Genomic DNA, 15,342 nt, shown 5'->3' with positions numbered 1-15,342 from the left:
CTACGGCAGGTTGACGCTCGCGCTTCCGTAGATGGGGCTGGTCACCGGGGTGCCGCCGAGGACCGTCGTGATGGTCGCCCGCGCGCCGGTCTGGTACGAGCCCTGCTTCAGCGGGTACTCGGTGTCGGCGGTCGCATTCAGCGCGTTGTACGCGGTCCTGGAGTTGTAGGTGACCTGGGAGCCGTTGTAGTAGAGCGCCACATCGACCTGGATCTTGTAGACGAGGGCCGAGCACTCGACGCTCGCCAGGCCCTCCTCCCCTCCGCCGTAAGGGCCCCCGTAGTAGCGGAAGGGCGTCGACGGGGTCACGGTGCAGTCGATCGTCAGCGGCGCGGCCCCGGGGCGGGTGGCGGGGACGGTGAGGGTCAGGACGCCGGCGCCGTTGCCCGGCTTGGCCAGGGTGGCGGTCGGGTGCGCGGTGGCCGCGTGCGCGGTGGTGCTCGGCACCACCAGGGCGGCCAGGGCCGCCGCGCAGGCGCCGAGGGCGGCGCGTCGGATGAAGGGGCGGGTGTCGTTGCTCATGGCTGTCTCCTTGGACCGCCCGCGCGCGGAGCCGGATGCTCCGGTGGCGGGGCTGTGAAGAAGTGACATGTACGAGCGGAACACTCCGGGGCGGCGGCGCCGGGGATGGTGCCGCGCCAGGGCCGTGCCAGTCTTCAGGCATCCTGACTGAACGTCAATATGCCTTTGTCATACTCGTGTTGACCCCCGAGCCTCCTTCGTCCGCCTGACCTGCGGGAGTCGGTTCCCCGTCCGCGGCTCGGGACCAGCGCCCGGCCAGGAGCGCGCCGGCCACCAACTGCAACTGGTGGTACATCATCAGCGGCAGCACCAGCAGACCCGCCCGGGAGCCGAAGAGGACGGTGGCCATCGGCAGCCCGGCGGCCAGGCTCTTCTGCGAGCCGCAGAGCACCGCAGCGATGCCGGAGGCGCGCTCCAGGCCCAGCGCCCGCGCGCCGAGCCTGGCAATGGCGAGGGCGGCCGTGAGCAGGCACAGCAGCACCGCCAGCAGCCCGAGCAGCGCGACCGGTGTGACGGTGGCCCACACGCCCTGCTCGACCGCGCCGCTGAACGCGGTGTACACGACCAGCAGGATCGACCCCCGGTCGACCGGGGCGAGCGCCCGGCGGTGGCGCCCCAGGAAGTCGCCGATCCAGGGGCGCAGCAACTGCCCCGCCACGAAGGGCGCGAGCAACTGGGCGCAGATCCGCAGCAGCCCGTCGGCCGAGAGGGCCGCGCCCGCTCCCAGCAACCAGGCCGCGAGGAGCGGCGTCAGCAGCAGACCCGCCAGGCTGGAGTAGGTGCCGGCGCAGATCGCGGCCGGGACGTTCCCCCGGGCGACGCCGGTCAGTGCCACCGAGGACTGGACGGTGGACGGCACCAGGCAGAGGAACAGCACCCCGGTCCGCAGCGGGCCGGTGTCCGCGACGGGGGTCACCGCCGTAAGGGTGAGACCGAGCAGGGGGAACACGACGAAGGTGCAGGCCAGGACCAGGCCGTGCAGTCGCAGGTGCCGCAGTCCGGCGACCGTCTCCCGGGTGGACAGCCGCGCCCCGTACAGGAAGAAGAGCAGCCCCACCGCGAGCTCGCAGGCCAGCTCGGCCCGGTGCGCCGCCCGTCCGGAGGCGGGGAGCAGCGCGGCCAGGGCCACGGCCCCGGCCAGCGCGGCCACATAGGGGTCGAGCACCCGCCACCACGGCCGCCGCCGTTCGCCGCTGCCCGCCGGGGGCGACGCCTCCGGCGGGGGCGTCGCCCGGTGCTGACCGACCGTGGTCATTCCTCGTCCTCCTCCGCTGCCGGGGGTGGGGGCAGGGGCGCGGCGGTGCTTCCGGCGAGGTCCAGCAGGCCGGGCAGCACCGAGGTCGAGCCGTCGTGGTCGCTGCCGGCGGACCCGTGCCCGAAGAGGAGATCGGCCGTCCGGTCGATCTCGACGATCGAGTCCGCCCCGGAGTTGTCGATCACGGTGAGGAGACTGCCTGCCCCGACGGCCACCCCCGGGACGGCGCAGCCGAGCAGGGCCCACGCCGCCAGCGCCAGCCCGACGGCGAGCACCCGGTGGCGGCCCCGGCGCGACGCCTCCGCCGGGGCCGGTACGGCCGGACCGGGCACCCGGAGCGTCATACGCCCACCTCCTCGCGCGTCCGGACGCCGGCGATGTTCCGCTCGAGCAGCTCGGTCGACTCGCGGACGCCGATCGGCTGGCGGCCTCCGGCCTCGGCCGGGAGCCGGCCGTCCGCGACCTTGAGGCCGGCGAGCGCCTCGTCCATCGCCCGGTGGGCGGCGAACAGGCACGGGGTGCTGTAGATGGCCACGTCCACCCCGAGGGCGTCCAGCTCGGAGAGCGACAGCCGGGGCGACTTGCCGCCGGCGATCTGGTTGAACAGCAGCGGCTTGTCGCCCACCACCCGGCGGATCCTCCGGATCCACTCCTCGCTGCGCACGCCGTCGACCAGCACCACGTCCGCCTCGGTGGCGGCGAGGGCCTCGGCCCGGCGCAGGATGTCGGCCTCCTCGGTGGCGTCCGTGCGGGCGACCACGACCAGATCGGTGCGGGCCGCGAGGACCTGGTCGAGCTTCTCCAGGTACTCGTCGAGGGGGAGGACCTGCTTGCCGTCGGCATGGCCGCAGCGACGCGGCCGCTTCTGGTCCTCCAGGATGACGCCCGAGGCTCCGATCCGCTCCAGCCGCCGCACCACGTGGCAGGCCACCTCGGGGTCGACGTAGCCGTCGTCGATGTCGACCAGCAGGTGGTGCCGGGGGAAGGCGCCGCGCAGCCGCTCGACGAAGGCGACCATGTCCGGCCAGGCGATGAAGCCGATGTCGGGCAGTCCGTAGTAGGAGGCCGCGAAGCCGAAGCCGGAGACGAACATGCCGTCGTAGTGCTCGGCCGCGATGGAGGCGGAGTACATGTCGTAGACGCCGATGAGCGGGGCCGTCCCCGGGGCGGCGATCCGCTCGCGCAGCCGCTGCCCGTAGCCGTCGTGAAGGTTCTCGTGACGCAACGTCATCTCCTCGTCTTCCGGGGATCCGTGCGCGACACGCACGGGACTTTGCCGAAAGTTGGCCATTCCTATGGCCAACTGAGGCATCATCACTATGCGCTCTTTAATGTTCCGTGGGCAAATCTTTAATGGATGTTCCCTCGTTCGAGTGAGTCCGATCAGATTTATCTGAATGGTCATTCCATCGGATATCGACTCATCGATCCGGCGTCTGCCCGACGGCCGGGTGGACTGCCGGGGCACCGGCCGTGACACCGGCCGGGAACGGCAGCCGGCCGCCCCGCACGTACCAGTGGCCGCCCGCCCGCAGATGGTCGACCAGGGCGCGCTGGACGGCGGTGTCGCGGGGCAGGGAGTCCAGCGGCCGCTCGACGTCGCCGAAGACGAATTTCAGCGGATTGGTGTCCTCGGGCACCGACGGCCGGTCCGGCTGCTCCAGCGGGGAGAACCGCCGCTGGAACCGGACGATGTTCGACCCGGCCGGCAGGTGGTCGGCGAGCTGCGGATCGAGCAGCCAGGAGAAGATGTGGCAGCTCCGGTACGGCTCCCCGGGGAAGTGGCGGGGGAAGAACTCTCGGGCCCGGTCCAGCGCGCGGTCGCAGGCCGCGGGGGAGAGCGGCCCGCAGTGGTCGGGGATGTGCAGCTGCAGGCTCCACGCGTCGGCGCCCCCGGTCCCGGTGGCCGGGATGTCCGCGGCGGCGAGCCGGGTGCGCTGGAACTGGAGGCGGCCGAGCTGGAACAGCTCGCCCCGGAAGTGCAGCGTCAGCCAGCGCGCGTTGCCCAGCCCGGACCGGCCGCGCCACCGGCTGACCGCGAGCTGCCGGCCGAGGTCGGCCAGCGTCGACCCGGTCACCTCGGCCGGGATGCCGAGCGCCCGGTGGTGCGCCCGGGCGAGCGGTGCCAGCGCGACGAACAACAGGGTGGCGAGGCCCGCGCCGCCGGCCGTTCCGGCGGCCCAGTCGCGGTCCAGCCCGGCCGGTTGCCCGAGCGTCCCCACGGCCGCGGCCTGCGTGCGCAGCATCTCCTCGAAGAACGTCCGCAGTCCCCGGTCGCGGTCCAGCCGGGTCCGGGCCGCCAGCAGGCCGTTCACCTCCTCGAACGGCACCGCGAGCCCCCGCAGGGCCTCGACCAGTTCCTCGTCCGACGGGAGCGGGGGGAGTTGCGGGAGCGATGCGAGCTGCTGGAACTGCTCGAGCCGGGGGAGCCGAGCGGACTCGGAGGCGTTCGGTGGGTACGGCAGATCGGGCGTACGCGACGGCACTTCGGGGCCCTCCACGGGTGCGGCGTCCGGCCCGCCCGGCCGGCGGACCCGACCCGGCGACCCTATCGGCGGTCCGGCCCTACCCGCCGCGCCCGTCGCACCTCCGCTACGCCCCCGGCCCCCGCCGCGTCCGCAGCGCGCCCAGCGCCCGCCGGACCGACCGGGTGGCGACCGGCGGCAGCAGGTCGAGCAGCACCCGGCGCGCGCCCGAGCGCCGCGCCGCCGGACGGACCGCGTTGTTGAGCCGCAGCACCGACTCGCCGGCGATGGTGTCCTCGTCCACCGTGAACCCCTCCGCCCGCCAGTCGCGCGCCAGCAGCGCCCGCCGGACCGGATCCGGATCGCCCCACGTCCCGTAGAACTTCATCGGCGTCAGCAGCACCGGCCGCAGTCCGCCGGTGAACACCGCCTGCCATACCGCCGCCGACACGCCGGGCGTGTGCTCCGAGCGGTAGTCGTCCAGCACCACCAGGCCGCTCCCGGACAGCGCCCGCCGCGCCACCGCGATGTCCCCGGCCACGTGCTCGTAGAGGTGGGAGGCGTCGATGTGGACGAAGCGGCAGCTGCCGTCCGGGACCCGGCCGTCGGCCAGCACCGAGGTCGGTGCCTGCACGATGGTCGGCAGTTCGGGATGGAACGCGAGGTAGTTCGCCTCGAAGCCGCTCCGGGTGAGCGAGGCCCGGTAGGACATCGTCATCTCGGCGGCGTTGTCGGCGTCGCCCGCCTCCGAGTCGAACAGGTCGCAGACCGTCAGGTGCTCGCCCGGCCGCAGGTGGTCGCCGAGCAGGACGGCGCTGCGCCCCAGGTAGCTGCCGAGTTCGAGGATGTCGCCGGTGGTGCCGGCCGCGCTCTGGGCGGCGAGGAGGTGGCCGAAGGCCTGCTGGTCCAGCCGGAAGAACCAGCCGGGGATGTCCTCCCGGCGTGCGGCGGCCCGGGGCGCGCCCGGTCCGGGGCCGGTCGCGGACCGTGCGGCGCCGGCGGTGTGCGCGGTGTTCGCGGCGGCGGCGATGTCGGCACTGGGCACGGCGGTCTCCCTCGGGTGCGGACGGCGCGGGTCGGGGACCGGCCCGTGACCTGGCCACTCGCGGCGGGCGCCGGGGTGCCGGACGGACCGGCCGCGGGGGTGGCGGTCATCATAGCCACGCGCCGCGCCGGTGGGATCCCCTCGGGGGCGACGTGTCCGGCGGCCCGTTCAGGCGTTCGGAGTGCCGCGTTCCAGTTCGGCGATGGTCTCGGTCAGCCAGGCCCGCTCGGCCGCGCCGGAGGCCCGGGCGACCAGCAGGATGCCGCGCCGGAACGGGTTGGGTTCCTGCTCGGCGGTGACCGGGAGACCGTCCGCGTCGTAGAAGAAGCTGCTCGGCGCCTCCAGGAAGGCGAGCCGCCGCCCGAGGACGGCGGCCTGCCGGGCCGGGTCGGCCAGCCGGTCGAGGAAGGTGGCGACGGTGAAGAAGCGGATCTGGTCGGAGATCTCGACCTCGGTCGGCTCGGCCAGCCGCCGTTCCAGCTCGGCGCGCCCCTCGGCGGTCAGCTCCAGGACCTGCCGGGGGGCGGCGCCGGTGCCCGGCTCGGTGCGCCGCAGCAGCAGCCCGGCCTTCTCCAGCCTGGTGATCGCGGGGTAGAGCGCGCCGTCGCTGACCGGCCGGACATGGCCGGTCAGACCGGTGATCAGGGCCTTCAACTGGTAGCCGTGCAGCGGCTCGTCGTGCAGGAAACCGAGGATCGCGAGCGTCAGCACGGTCGGGGGCCCTCCGTCGTCGTGGCGTTCCGGCGTCGCGGCGCGTCGCCGTTGCGTGGTGGTGCACAGGTGCGACGGCGCCACAATATCTCTTGTCGAGGTGCCTCGATTCGATGTATCTCTATTCGAGGCCAGCAGGCCAGCGGGCCGGCGAGGCCAGCGAGGCCATCGCGACCGAAGGCCGACGGGGACAGCGGAGGAAGCATGCGGGGGCATCTGCCACGGCTCGTGGCACTGGCGGGACCGGTCTACGGGGAACTGCTCTCGGGGGTGGTCGCCTCGGTCGTCGGCGCCTACTGGGTGGCCGGGTTGGGCGCACCGGCGGTGGCCGCCGTCACCCTGGCCGGCACCGTGGAGAACCTGCTGCTCGGCCTGGTCCTGGTGGTCGCGTCCGGCACCACCGTGCGGCTCGCGCACGCCCACGGCGCCGGTGACCGGGCCGGGGCCGGGCGCGTCGCCCGGGCCGCCTGGCGGCTCTGCGCGCTCGGCAGCCTCCTGATTGCCGTCCCCGGCTTCCTGGTCAGGGACCGTATCGCCGGCGCCTTCCTGGACGGCGAGGCCGCCGCGCTCGCCGCCGACTGGTTCACCGTGGCCTTCCCGGCCTTCGCCCTGTTCTTCGCCCAGCGGATCGCCGACGAGCTCTTCAAGGGCGTCGGCGACACCCGGACGCCGCTGCGGACGGCCCTGCTCGGCAACGCCCTGCTGCTCGTCCTGGACCCGTTGCTGATCCTCGGGCCCGGCCCGTTCCCGGCGCTCGGCGTGACCGGCGCGGCGCTGGCGCTGACCGCCTCCCGGGCGGTCGCGCTCGCCGTCACCGCCCTGCTCCGCCGCCGCCACCGGTTGCCGGCCCCGGCGGGCGGGGCGCTCGCTGAGGGGCCGCTCACGGAGGGCCTGCTCGCGGAGGGGCGCGCGATCACCGCGACCGGCGCGCCGTTCGGCCTGGACTTCACCGCGCGGATGGGCGTCGGGACGGTCCAGCTCGGACTGGTCGCGGCCTTCGGCGTGCCGGCGGTGGCCGGGTACGGAGTGGGCTACCGCGTCCTGCTGATCGTCACGATGGCCTTCTACGCCGTCCGGCAGGCCGCCGCCATCGAGGCCGCCCGGCTGACCGGCGCGGCCCGTCGGGCCGGAGTCGACCCCGCCGTCCTCGTGCGCTCCCTCGCCCGCGACACCGCCGGGCTGGCCGGGGTGCTCGGGGCGGCTGCGGCCCTGCTCTGCGCGGCGGCCGCGCGACCGGTGGCCGCGCTGTTCACCGACGACCCGGCGGTGGCCGGCGAGGCCGTCGGTTTCCTCCGGATGGCCGGCCTCTACCTGCTGCCCTACGCGCTGGTGGTCGCCCTCGGCGGAGTGCACCAGGCGGCCGGTGCCGGACGGCGGCCGGTGGTCGCGGTGCTGCTCGGCCTCACCGCCCAGCTCGCCTCCGGCGCGGCCCTGTCCGGTCCGTTCGGGGTCCGCGGCCTCTGGGCCGGGATGACGATCGGCGCGCTGGTCCAGCTCGCGCTGCTCCTGCTCCCGCTGTCCCGCCGCCGGGCCGGAGCAGTTGGGGACGAACCGCGCCGGAACGTGCCTGAGGAGTCGTCAGAAATTCGATTGATCGAGCGGAACGCGTCTGCCTAAGGTGCGTGCGATCGATTTCCGAGACCGGAGCGTGCGCCATGGAACTGAACAGCCGTCACACCGCCCTGATCGGTGCCGCCACCGCGGCGCTCGCCGCCGCCGCCGTGGTGAGCGGCGTCAGCGCGGTCCAGGAGCCGGCCACCGCCCCCGGCATCGTCGTCGAGGCGCACATAGCCCTGTTCGGGCAGCCCGTCGGCGGCTCCGACGGGCTGGCGGTCCAGGACCACATGGCGCTCTGACCGCTCGCCGGACACCGCCCATGACCGAGCCGACGGCTGCGCCCGGGCACCCCGGGGCGGGCGCCGCCGCCCGGCCCGGCGACCCCACCGCCCTCATGGTCGCCGGCACGGCCGAGCGGCTGATCCGCCTCTGGGCCGGCCGTGCCGAGCTGCACCACCCCGGGTGGGGCCGACCGTTCCGGCAACTCGGCGACCTGCTGCCCGAGCAGGACGTCGAGTTCGCGGCGCACAACCCGCAGATGGTGCCGCTGCTGTGGTACCCCGCGCTCCGCCACGGCAGCCGCACCCGACCGGTCGTCGAGGTGTTCGACCACCTGCCCGCCGGGCTGGGCCCCGCGCTGCCCCGGCGGCAGGAGCTCTCCCGGGTCTACAGCTGGGCCCTGGCCTCCCGCACCGCCCTGGACTGGATCGCGGACTGCCTGGACGGCCGGGGTCTGCTGGAAGTGGGTGCGGGCAGCGGTTATTGGGCCTGGCTGTTGCGGGCCCGCGGCGTCGACGTGCTCGCGACCGATGTCGAGTCCCGTACCGAACGGAACGGCTTCACCGACCGCTTCCAGTACACCGAGGTCCGGCCCGGCCGGGCCGCCGAGGACGCCGCCGCCCACCCCGACCGGGTACTCGCCCTGCTCTGGCCCCCGCACCGCGACCCGATGGCCGCCGACACCCTGCGCGCCTACCGGGGGCCGGGCGTGCTGTACCTGGGCGACCGCCCCGGCGGCCTCTGCGCCGACCACGACTTCTTCACCGAACTGACCACCCACTGGCGTCGGCTGTCCCGCTGCCCCCTCACCCTCCGCTGGCTCGGCAACCGCGACGCCGCCACCTACTTCGTCCGCCGCTGAGCCCGACCCACCGATCATCCCGAGCCCGTCGGGGCACGCATCCGACGATCCGGCCCGACGAAACGACCTTGGCGGAGCATCAGCGACGCCGGTAACCTCCTGGCGGTGACTCCGACGGAGAAGCAGGGCTTCGTGACGATGACCGACGGGGCGCAGGTGCACTGGAAGGCCCTGGGGGACACGACTCGGCGGCCGGCCGTGGTCCTGCTCCACGGTGGTCCCGGGCTGCCGGACTACCTGGGCGGCATCGCCCCGATGGTCGCGGACCTCGCACCCGTGTACCGGTACGACCAGCGCGGCACCGGTCGATCGGAGTGGCGCGGCCGTCATTCCCTCGCCCGGCACGTCGAGGACCTCGCCGAACTCCTCGACGCCTGGGAGCTGTCCGAGGCCGTGCTGATCGGCCACTCCTACGGCACCGGTCTGGCGAGCCGGTTCTGTCTGCGCCACCCCGAGCGGGCGCGCGCCGTACTGCTGCTGTGCGGTCCGTTCGTCGGCGACTGGCGCACCGGCGAGCGGGCGGAACGCGGCCGCCGGATGTCGACGGCCCAGCAGCAGCGGCTCCGCGAGCTGGAGGAGTTGCCGCAGCGTACGGAGGAGCAGGAGGTCGAGCTGCTCACCCTGGCATGGTTCACCGACCACTCCGATCCCGAACGCGGGTGGCGCTGGGCGGCCGAAGGTGCCCGGCGGCGTCGGCCGGTCAACTGGTCCATGAACGCCGAACTCGGCCGCGAAGGCCGCGCCGATCCGCTCGACGGCCACCTCGCAGACCTGCGCACTCGCCTGCCCACCCGGACGGAGCTTCTCGGTGGGGTCGACGACCCCCGTCCGGTGTCGGCGCTCGAGTCGCTCGCACTCCGGCTGGGCGTGCCGCTGACCCGGATCGAGGGCGCGGGGCACGAGCCCTGGCTGGAGCAGCCCGACGAGGTGCGCGCGCACCTGCGCCGGTTCGTTCGGGACGCCATCGGCACCGGCCAAAGGCTGTCCGACAGTTGATCTTGTCGCAGTTCGAGGCGAGCTGACGGACGGCGGCCCCGGATGGGCATCGGCCCGGGCCGGTGCCGGCGCTCACCCGATGGAGTGGCCACGAACGGCCAGGTCGCGCGGAAACCCGCCACCCCGCAGACGATGTAGACCGGGCGCCTGGCCCTGGTGGCCGGGGCGGCCTTCATGGCCGTGCTGGTGCCCGCGACGACGGCCCAGGCGGCCGTGCCGTCGAATTCCGACCTGGAAGTGGTTCGGCTCGACCCGGACCCGGCCACGCCGGGCGGTTCGACAACGCTGCACGGCTTCGTCGCCAACGGCGGCCCTCAGAAGACCGCGAACAGCTTCACCGTCAGCGTCCGCCTGCCGCGCGGCGTGACACCCGAGGAGCCCTACTTCCCCGAGGACTGCCAGGCGACGCAGGGCCTGCTCGGCGTGTGGACCGTCCGGTGCGTCTTCCCGGCCGGCCTCAACGTGGACGACAGTGCCACCGCGCTCGTCCCGGTCAGGGTCTCCGAGGATGCTCCGCTCGGGAATCTGACCGGCGGACGGGTCAGCGTCAGCAGCATCGACGACATCCTCCACCTCGGCAACAACACCACGCCGTTCGTCATGAAGATCGTCGAAACAGGCCGGCAGGGCTGAAACCCGCGGCAGGGCTGAGGCCCAGCGGCGAACCCCGGGGGCCGCCCCCTGCTCACCGGCACCGCCGAGGAGCAGGGGGCGTCGCCCTTGCGCCGAGCACCGTGGCGGCGGCCCGGGCGGCGGCCCGGCTGCTGGAGCCGGTCGCGGACGGGGAGCCCGTCCCGGCACACGGCCGGAGGCATGTCCGAGGCCGGGCTTCAGCGCTCAGCGTCCCGGAACGCGGGCGCGGGCGCGGGCGCCGGTGTCGGTACCGGTGCGGCGGGTCGGTGGGCGGCCGGGAGGCGGGTGGCGAGGAGTGTGCCGGTGACGGCCACGGCTGCCAGGGTGAGCAGGGCCGGGGCGAGGGCTTCGGCCGGTGGGCGGCCGGCGGCGAGGGTGGTCGCGGCGGCGACGCCGAGGGCGGGGCCGATGTTCATCGCGGTCTGCTGGAGCCCGCCCGCGACCCCGGCGGCCCCGAGCGGCGCGGCGCGGACGACCGCCGTCGTCGCGGTGGCCATCACCGACCCGAAACCGGCGCCCAGCAGCAGGAACGCCGCGCTCGTCACGATCACCGGGGTGTCCGGGCGGAACCCGAAGGCGAGGAGGATGCCCAGGGTGAGCGAGGACATCCCCGCCACCACCGTCCGACGCGGACCGTGACGGCGGCCCAGGGCGGCGGAGGCGGGCGCGGCCACCACCATCGCCAGCGCGAGCGGCAGTGCCCGGAGCGCGCAGGCGAGCGGGTCGAGGGCGAGCACGTCCTGGAGGAAGTAGGTGACGAGGAAGAGCGTGCCGAACAGGGCCGCCGAGGCGGTGAGCAGGACGCCCAGTGCGGGGGCCACCGTCGGGGCGCGGAGGACGGCCGGTGGCAGCAGCGGGTGCCGGGTCCGCCGTTCGTGACGGAGGAAGGCGGTGCCGAGCGCCGTCGCGGCCGCCAGTCCGAGCCAGACGGCCGGGGACGGGCCGTGCTCGGGCACCTCGGCCAGGGTGAACACCAGCGCGGCCAGCGCGCCGCCCAGCAGCCCGGCGCCCGGCAGGTCCAGCCCGGCACCCGGCGCGGCGGCGGTCGCCTCGGCCGACGGCGGCAGCCGCACCAGCAGCGCCGAGACCCCGGCGACCGCGGCGGGGACGACCGTCAGGAAGAACACCGACCGCCAGCCCAGTTGGGCGGTCAGGGCGCCGCCGACCAGCGGACCGGCGGCGGCCGACAGCCCGATCGCGCTGGTGCGCCAGGCGATCGGCCGGGCGAGCAGTTCGGCCGGGTAGACGGCCCGGAGCAGCCCGAGGGTGGCGGGTTGGAGCAGCGCGCCCGCCACGCCCTGGAGGACACGCAGACCGATCACCCAGCCGATGCCGGGGGCGAAGCCGATGCCCGCCGAGGCGGCGCCGAAGCCGATCGCGCCGACGGCGAAGACCTGGCGGTGGCCGAACCGGTCGCCGAGCCGGCCCGCGAACACCAGCAGGGCGGCCACGGTGACCAGATAGGCGGTGCTGGTCCACTGTACGGCGGCCAGGGAGGTGTCCAGGTCGCGGCGGAGGCTGGGTTGGGCGACGGTGAGCACCGTGCCGTCGAGGGCGACGACGGCGGCGCCGAGGATGCTGCCGACGAGGGTGAGGCGCCGGGTGCGGGCGGCCGTCATCCGGCGTCCCGGCCGAGGTGGGCGTCGAGGGTGGCGCGGAGGACCGGTTCGACGCTGTCGCCGCCGGTGGCGAGGCGGAGGCTGCCCCAGGCGCGGAGCTGGGCGAGACCGTGCAGATTGGCCCAGAGCGCCGCCGCGACCACGGTGGGCGGCGGCGGTCCGTCCCCGTCCCCGTCCGCATCCGCGGACGGCCGGATCGCGGCGACCAGGCGGGTGACGGCCTCGAAGAGGGGGAGCGAGGTGCGGCGCAGCTCCGCGCCGCTGCCCTCCAGCACGTCGTGACGGAACATCAGCTCGAACATGCCGGGCTGCTCGGCCGCGAAGGCGAGGTAGCCGCGGGCGAGTTCGTCGAGCCGGGTCCGGGCTGCTGCGGCGGAGATGGTGCTGGCGGGCGGTGCGTCGAGGCCCAGCGCGGTGGCCAGCTCGCCGAAGCCGTGCCCGGCGATGGCGGCGAGCAGTTCGGCGTGGGTGGCGAAGTACCTGCGCGGGGCGCCGTGCGAGACCCCGGCCTGGCGGGCGATCTCGCGCAGGGTGAGGGCGTGGACGCCCTCCAGCGCGAGCAGTTCGACCCCGGCCGCGACCAAGCGGGCACGCAGGCCGACGGACTTGTCCTGTTCGGTCATGGGGATGTGTCTATCAAGATCGAGTAGACATTGTCTACTCGCGCTCCCGTCCGGCCCGGGGGCACAATCGCCGCATGGACGAGGGCGGCGAGCCGGCCTGCTGGCTGGACCGGGTGTGCGAGGACTGCGGACGCGTGCGCGAGCGGCCGGGTCCCGGCTCCTGCGAGAACTGCGGCAGCGGCGCGGACGCGGTGGACGGGAAAAAGGAGCAGCACAACGAGAACCCCCGGGCGGATCACCGGAGGTGAGCCGCCCGGGGGCAGGGGGTCAGGCGTGTCCCGGGGTCAGCGTGACAACCCGTCCAGAGCCTGATCGGGGCCGGGGTCCAGCACGGTCCCGGAGTCCGGCGAGTCCTCCACCGGCTCCACCTCCGGACCCTGCGCGGGCAGCACCGCCTCCGCGGCCGGGACGGCCGCAGTCACGCCTCCCGCCCGCGCCTTCGGCACCCAGGCGCCCCGCCGCCGCGCGAACACCGCGCCCAGCCGCTCCACGGCGGGCTGGGTGTACCGCGCGGCCAGCGGCCCGGTGATCACCAGGATCAGCACGTACGCCGTGGCCAGCGGCCCGAGCCCGGGCTCGATGCCGGCCGTCACGGCCAGCCCGGCGATGACGATCGAGAACTCGCCCCGGGACACCAGCGCCCCGCCGGCCCGCCATCGTCCACGGGTGGCGATCCCCGCCCGCCGGGCCGCCCAGTAGCCGGTCGCGACCTTGGTGACGGCGGTGACGGCGGCCAGCAGCAGGGCCGGCAGCAGCACCGGCGGGATGCTGGTCGGATCGGTACTGAGGCCGAAGAACACGAAGAACACCGCCGCGAAGAGGTCCCGCAGCGGGCTGAGCAGGGTGTGTGCGCCCTCGGCGGCCTCGCCGGAGAGCGCGATGCCGACCAGGAACGCGCCGACCGCCGCCGACACCTGGAGCTGCTGCGCGATCCCGGCGACCAGCAGCGTCAGCCCCAGCACCACCAGCAGCAGCTTCTCCGGGTCGTCGTGCGAGACGAAGCGGGAGATCAGTCGGCCGTAGCGGAGCGCGACGAACAGCACCGCTCCCGCCGTGGCGAGCGCGATGGCGAGGGTGATCGAGCCGGCGACCAGGCCGGCCCCGGCCAGCAGGGCGGTGAGGATCGGCAGGTAGACCGCCATCGCGAGGTCCTCCAGCACCAGGATGCTGAGGATCACCGGGGTCTCCCGGTTGCCCAGCCGTCCCAGGTCGCCGAGTACCTTGGCGATGACTCCCGAGGAGGAGATCCAGGTGACGCCGGCCAGCACCACGGCCGCCACCGGGCCCCAGCCGAGCAGCAGCGCGGCGATCGCGCCGGGTATCGCGTTGAGCAGGAAGTCGACCGCGCCGGCCGGGTACTGGGCCTTCAGATTGGTGACCAGGTCGGCGGCGGTGTACTCCAGACCCAGCATCAGCAGCAGCAGGACGACGCCGATCTCGGCGCCGGTCGCCACGAACTCCTCGCTGGCGCTCAGCGGCAGCAGCCCGCCGGTGCCGAAGGCGAGGCCGCCGAGCAGGTAGAGCGGGATCGGCGAGAAGCCGTACCGGCCGGCGATCCGGCCGAGCAGACCGAGGACGAGGATGACCGAGCCGAGCTCGATGAAGACGGTGGCGGTGTGCACCCCCCGATCACCCCCGGTCCAGGATCGCCGCCGCCGCGTCCACACCCTCGCGGGTGCCGATCACGATCAGCGTGTCTCCGCCGGCCAGCCGGAAGTCCGGCGCGGGGGAGGGCACGGCGCCGGTGCGCCGCAGGACGGCGACGATCGAGGCGCCGGTCTCGGTGCGCATCCGGGTCTCGCCCAGCAGTCGCCCGTTCCAGTACGAGGTGCCGTCGACCGGGAGCCGCTCGGCGACCAGGCCGAGGTCGGTGGTGTGCAGCAGACCCGGGCTGTGGTGGGCCGGCGTCAGGGCGTCGACCAGGGCGGCGGACTCCTCGGCCGTCAGCCGGAACGCCTGCGAGCAGGCGTCGGGGTCGTCCGAGCGGTAGACGTTGAGGCTGCGCGAGCCGTCGCGGTGTGCGATCACCGACAGGTGCCGCTGTTCTCGGGTGGTGAGGTCGTACTGGACGCCGACACCGGGCAGCGGGGTGGTTCGGACACGGGCGATCGACACGGCGGCTGTCCTCTCGTCAGGGGGGGTTCCCTCGGTGGTGCGCGGACACGGACGCGGACACGGGCGTGCCGGGGCAGGGGAACACCGGCGCCTGACCGCGTACAGGACGCGAACGCGCTACCGGATCAATAGTAATGAGTATGTAAAGTCCGAAAATATGACCAGGCCCGTGCGGGGCGCCGAAAGGCGCGCGCACGGGCCTGGGACGGACCGGGCGACTGCGTGACGGTCCGTGGTTCTGGAGCTCGGGGGGTCCGACGCGGTGGGCCTACTGCGGCGGCCGGTCGTCCCGCAGCTGGTCCTTGATCTTGTCCTGCGCCGTGTCGACGTGGCCGCTGTACTTGCCCTGCGTCCGCTCGTCGACCATGTCGCCGGCTTTGTCCACGCCCCTCTCGGCCTGGTCCTCATGGCCCTTGAGCAGGCCCTTGAGCTTATCCATCATGGACATCTGGTCACACTCCCGGAAGAGACGGCCCCACCTCCTCCAGCATCGCCGCAGAGCGGGGTGTCCGCATCCGGTCAGCTTTCGCGCCGGGGTTGGCAAGACGTCCCGGAGCATGTCAAATCGGGAGACCCACAGACCGTCGGAAGGACTCACGTTGAACGCTCGGACCGGTCGCCCGGCCACCGCACCCCGCTCCAACGCCGCCCCCACCCGCC

General features: G+C 74.3%; 18 protein-coding genes. 6 read left to right on the top strand and 12 right to left on the bottom strand.

Annotated elements, in window-relative coordinates:
* From BI06_RS06660 to BI06_RS06630, 7 genes are all read right to left on the bottom strand, one after another.
* Positions 1 to 522, bottom strand: coding sequence for a hypothetical protein (locus BI06_RS06660; RefSeq protein ID WP_043465680.1), 522 nt, complete (start codon positions 520 to 522; stop codon positions 1 to 3).
* A gap of 154 nt (positions 523 to 676) precedes the next feature.
* Positions 677 to 1,777 carry a bile acid:sodium symporter family protein gene (locus BI06_RS06655; RefSeq protein WP_082558305.1) on the bottom strand — a complete coding sequence of 367 codons (1,101 nt, stop codon included), beginning with the start codon at positions 1,775 to 1,777 and terminating at the stop codon, positions 677 to 679.
* The gene (locus BI06_RS53250) at positions 1,774 to 2,121 is read right to left on the bottom strand and encodes a hypothetical protein (RefSeq protein ID WP_037782338.1); all 348 of its coding nucleotides are present in this window, start codon (positions 2,119 to 2,121) and stop codon (positions 1,774 to 1,776) included. Before BI06_RS53250 ends, BI06_RS06655 begins: the two co-directional genes overlap by 4 nt.
* Positions 2,118 to 3,008, bottom strand: a complete 891-nt coding sequence (locus BI06_RS06645; RefSeq protein ID WP_030397666.1) for an oxaloacetate decarboxylase — start codon at positions 3,006 to 3,008, stop codon at positions 2,118 to 2,120. The genes BI06_RS53250 and BI06_RS06645 overlap by 4 nt, the downstream gene beginning before the upstream one ends.
* Positions 3,009 to 3,198: 190 nt before the next feature.
* Positions 3,199 to 4,263, bottom strand: coding sequence for an acyltransferase domain-containing protein (locus BI06_RS06640; protein ID WP_233290028.1), 1,065 nt, complete (start codon positions 4,261 to 4,263; stop codon positions 3,199 to 3,201).
* Between the two features lie 106 nt (positions 4,264 to 4,369).
* Positions 4,370 to 5,287 (bottom strand): class I SAM-dependent methyltransferase, encoded by a 918-nt coding sequence (locus BI06_RS06635; protein ID WP_369826051.1) that lies wholly within the window; start codon positions 5,285 to 5,287, stop codon positions 4,370 to 4,372.
* A 168-nt stretch (positions 5,288 to 5,455) separates the two neighbouring features.
* Positions 5,456 to 5,998: a PadR family transcriptional regulator gene (locus BI06_RS06630; RefSeq protein ID WP_030397669.1), complete on the bottom strand. Its 543-nt coding sequence runs from the start codon at positions 5,996 to 5,998 to the stop codon at positions 5,456 to 5,458.
* Between the two features lie 204 nt (positions 5,999 to 6,202).
* Between BI06_RS06630 and BI06_RS06625 the strand changes: the two genes are divergently transcribed.
* From BI06_RS06625 to BI06_RS06605, 5 genes are all read left to right on the top strand, one after another.
* Complete coding sequence (locus tag BI06_RS06625) at positions 6,203 to 7,615, top strand: MATE family efflux transporter (protein WP_063794918.1); 1,413 nt, start codon at positions 6,203 to 6,205, stop codon at positions 7,613 to 7,615.
* Between the two features lie 38 nt (positions 7,616 to 7,653).
* Entirely contained in the window at positions 7,654 to 7,854 is a 201-nt protein-coding gene (locus tag BI06_RS06620) for a hypothetical protein (RefSeq protein WP_030397671.1), read from the top strand.
* 20 nt (positions 7,855 to 7,874) lie between these two features.
* Positions 7,875 to 8,696: a hypothetical protein gene (locus BI06_RS06615; protein ID WP_043465670.1), complete on the top strand. Its 822-nt coding sequence runs from the start codon at positions 7,875 to 7,877 to the stop codon at positions 8,694 to 8,696.
* Between the two features lie 105 nt (positions 8,697 to 8,801).
* Entirely contained in the window at positions 8,802 to 9,692 is an 891-nt protein-coding gene (locus BI06_RS45970) for an alpha/beta fold hydrolase (RefSeq protein WP_233290027.1), read from the top strand.
* A 156-nt stretch (positions 9,693 to 9,848) separates the two neighbouring features.
* The gene (locus tag BI06_RS06605; protein ID WP_043465667.1) at positions 9,849 to 10,325 is read left to right on the top strand and encodes a hypothetical protein; all 477 of its coding nucleotides are present in this window, start codon (positions 9,849 to 9,851) and stop codon (positions 10,323 to 10,325) included.
* A 197-nt stretch (positions 10,326 to 10,522) separates the two neighbouring features.
* On the opposite strand, the gene BI06_RS06600 is transcribed toward BI06_RS06605, so the two are convergent.
* Together BI06_RS06600 and BI06_RS06595 are read right to left on the bottom strand one after the other, a co-directional pair.
* A complete protein-coding gene (locus BI06_RS06600; protein ID WP_051740320.1) occupies positions 10,523 to 11,944 on the bottom strand; it encodes an MFS transporter in 1,422 nt (473 codons plus the stop codon).
* Positions 11,941 to 12,567: a TetR/AcrR family transcriptional regulator gene (locus BI06_RS06595; RefSeq protein ID WP_030397676.1), complete on the bottom strand. Its 627-nt coding sequence runs from the start codon at positions 12,565 to 12,567 to the stop codon at positions 11,941 to 11,943. The genes BI06_RS06600 and BI06_RS06595 overlap by 4 nt, the downstream gene beginning before the upstream one ends.
* A gap of 74 nt (positions 12,568 to 12,641) precedes the next feature.
* On the opposite strand from BI06_RS06595, the gene BI06_RS52285 reads away from it, so the two are divergent.
* On the top strand, positions 12,642 to 12,815 hold the full coding sequence (locus BI06_RS52285; RefSeq protein WP_199523237.1) for a hypothetical protein: 174 nt from the start codon (positions 12,642 to 12,644) through the stop codon (positions 12,813 to 12,815).
* A gap of 36 nt (positions 12,816 to 12,851) precedes the next feature.
* Here BI06_RS52285 and BI06_RS06590 read toward each other — a convergent pair whose 3' ends face one another.
* The 3 genes from BI06_RS06590 to BI06_RS06580 form a co-directional block, all read right to left on the bottom strand.
* Positions 12,852 to 14,189 (bottom strand): cation:proton antiporter, encoded by a 1,338-nt coding sequence (locus tag BI06_RS06590; protein ID WP_043465665.1) that lies wholly within the window; start codon positions 14,187 to 14,189, stop codon positions 12,852 to 12,854.
* Positions 14,190 to 14,196: 7 nt separating this feature from the next.
* Positions 14,197 to 14,682 (bottom strand): cation:proton antiporter regulatory subunit, encoded by a 486-nt coding sequence (locus BI06_RS06585; RefSeq protein ID WP_030397678.1) that lies wholly within the window; start codon positions 14,680 to 14,682, stop codon positions 14,197 to 14,199.
* A gap of 268 nt (positions 14,683 to 14,950) precedes the next feature.
* The gene (locus BI06_RS06580) at positions 14,951 to 15,130 is read right to left on the bottom strand and encodes an antitoxin (protein ID WP_030397679.1); all 180 of its coding nucleotides are present in this window, start codon (positions 15,128 to 15,130) and stop codon (positions 14,951 to 14,953) included.
* Positions 15,131 to 15,342: the final 212 nt, after the last annotated feature.

It is taken from the genome of Kitasatospora sp. MBT66, assembly GCF_000710405.2.
Taxonomy (GTDB): domain Bacteria; phylum Actinomycetota; class Actinomycetes; order Streptomycetales; family Streptomycetaceae; genus Kitasatospora; species Kitasatospora purpeofusca.
The sequence above is the reverse complement of the archived record's forward strand: the minus strand, read 5'-3'. Positions and strand labels throughout refer to the sequence as shown.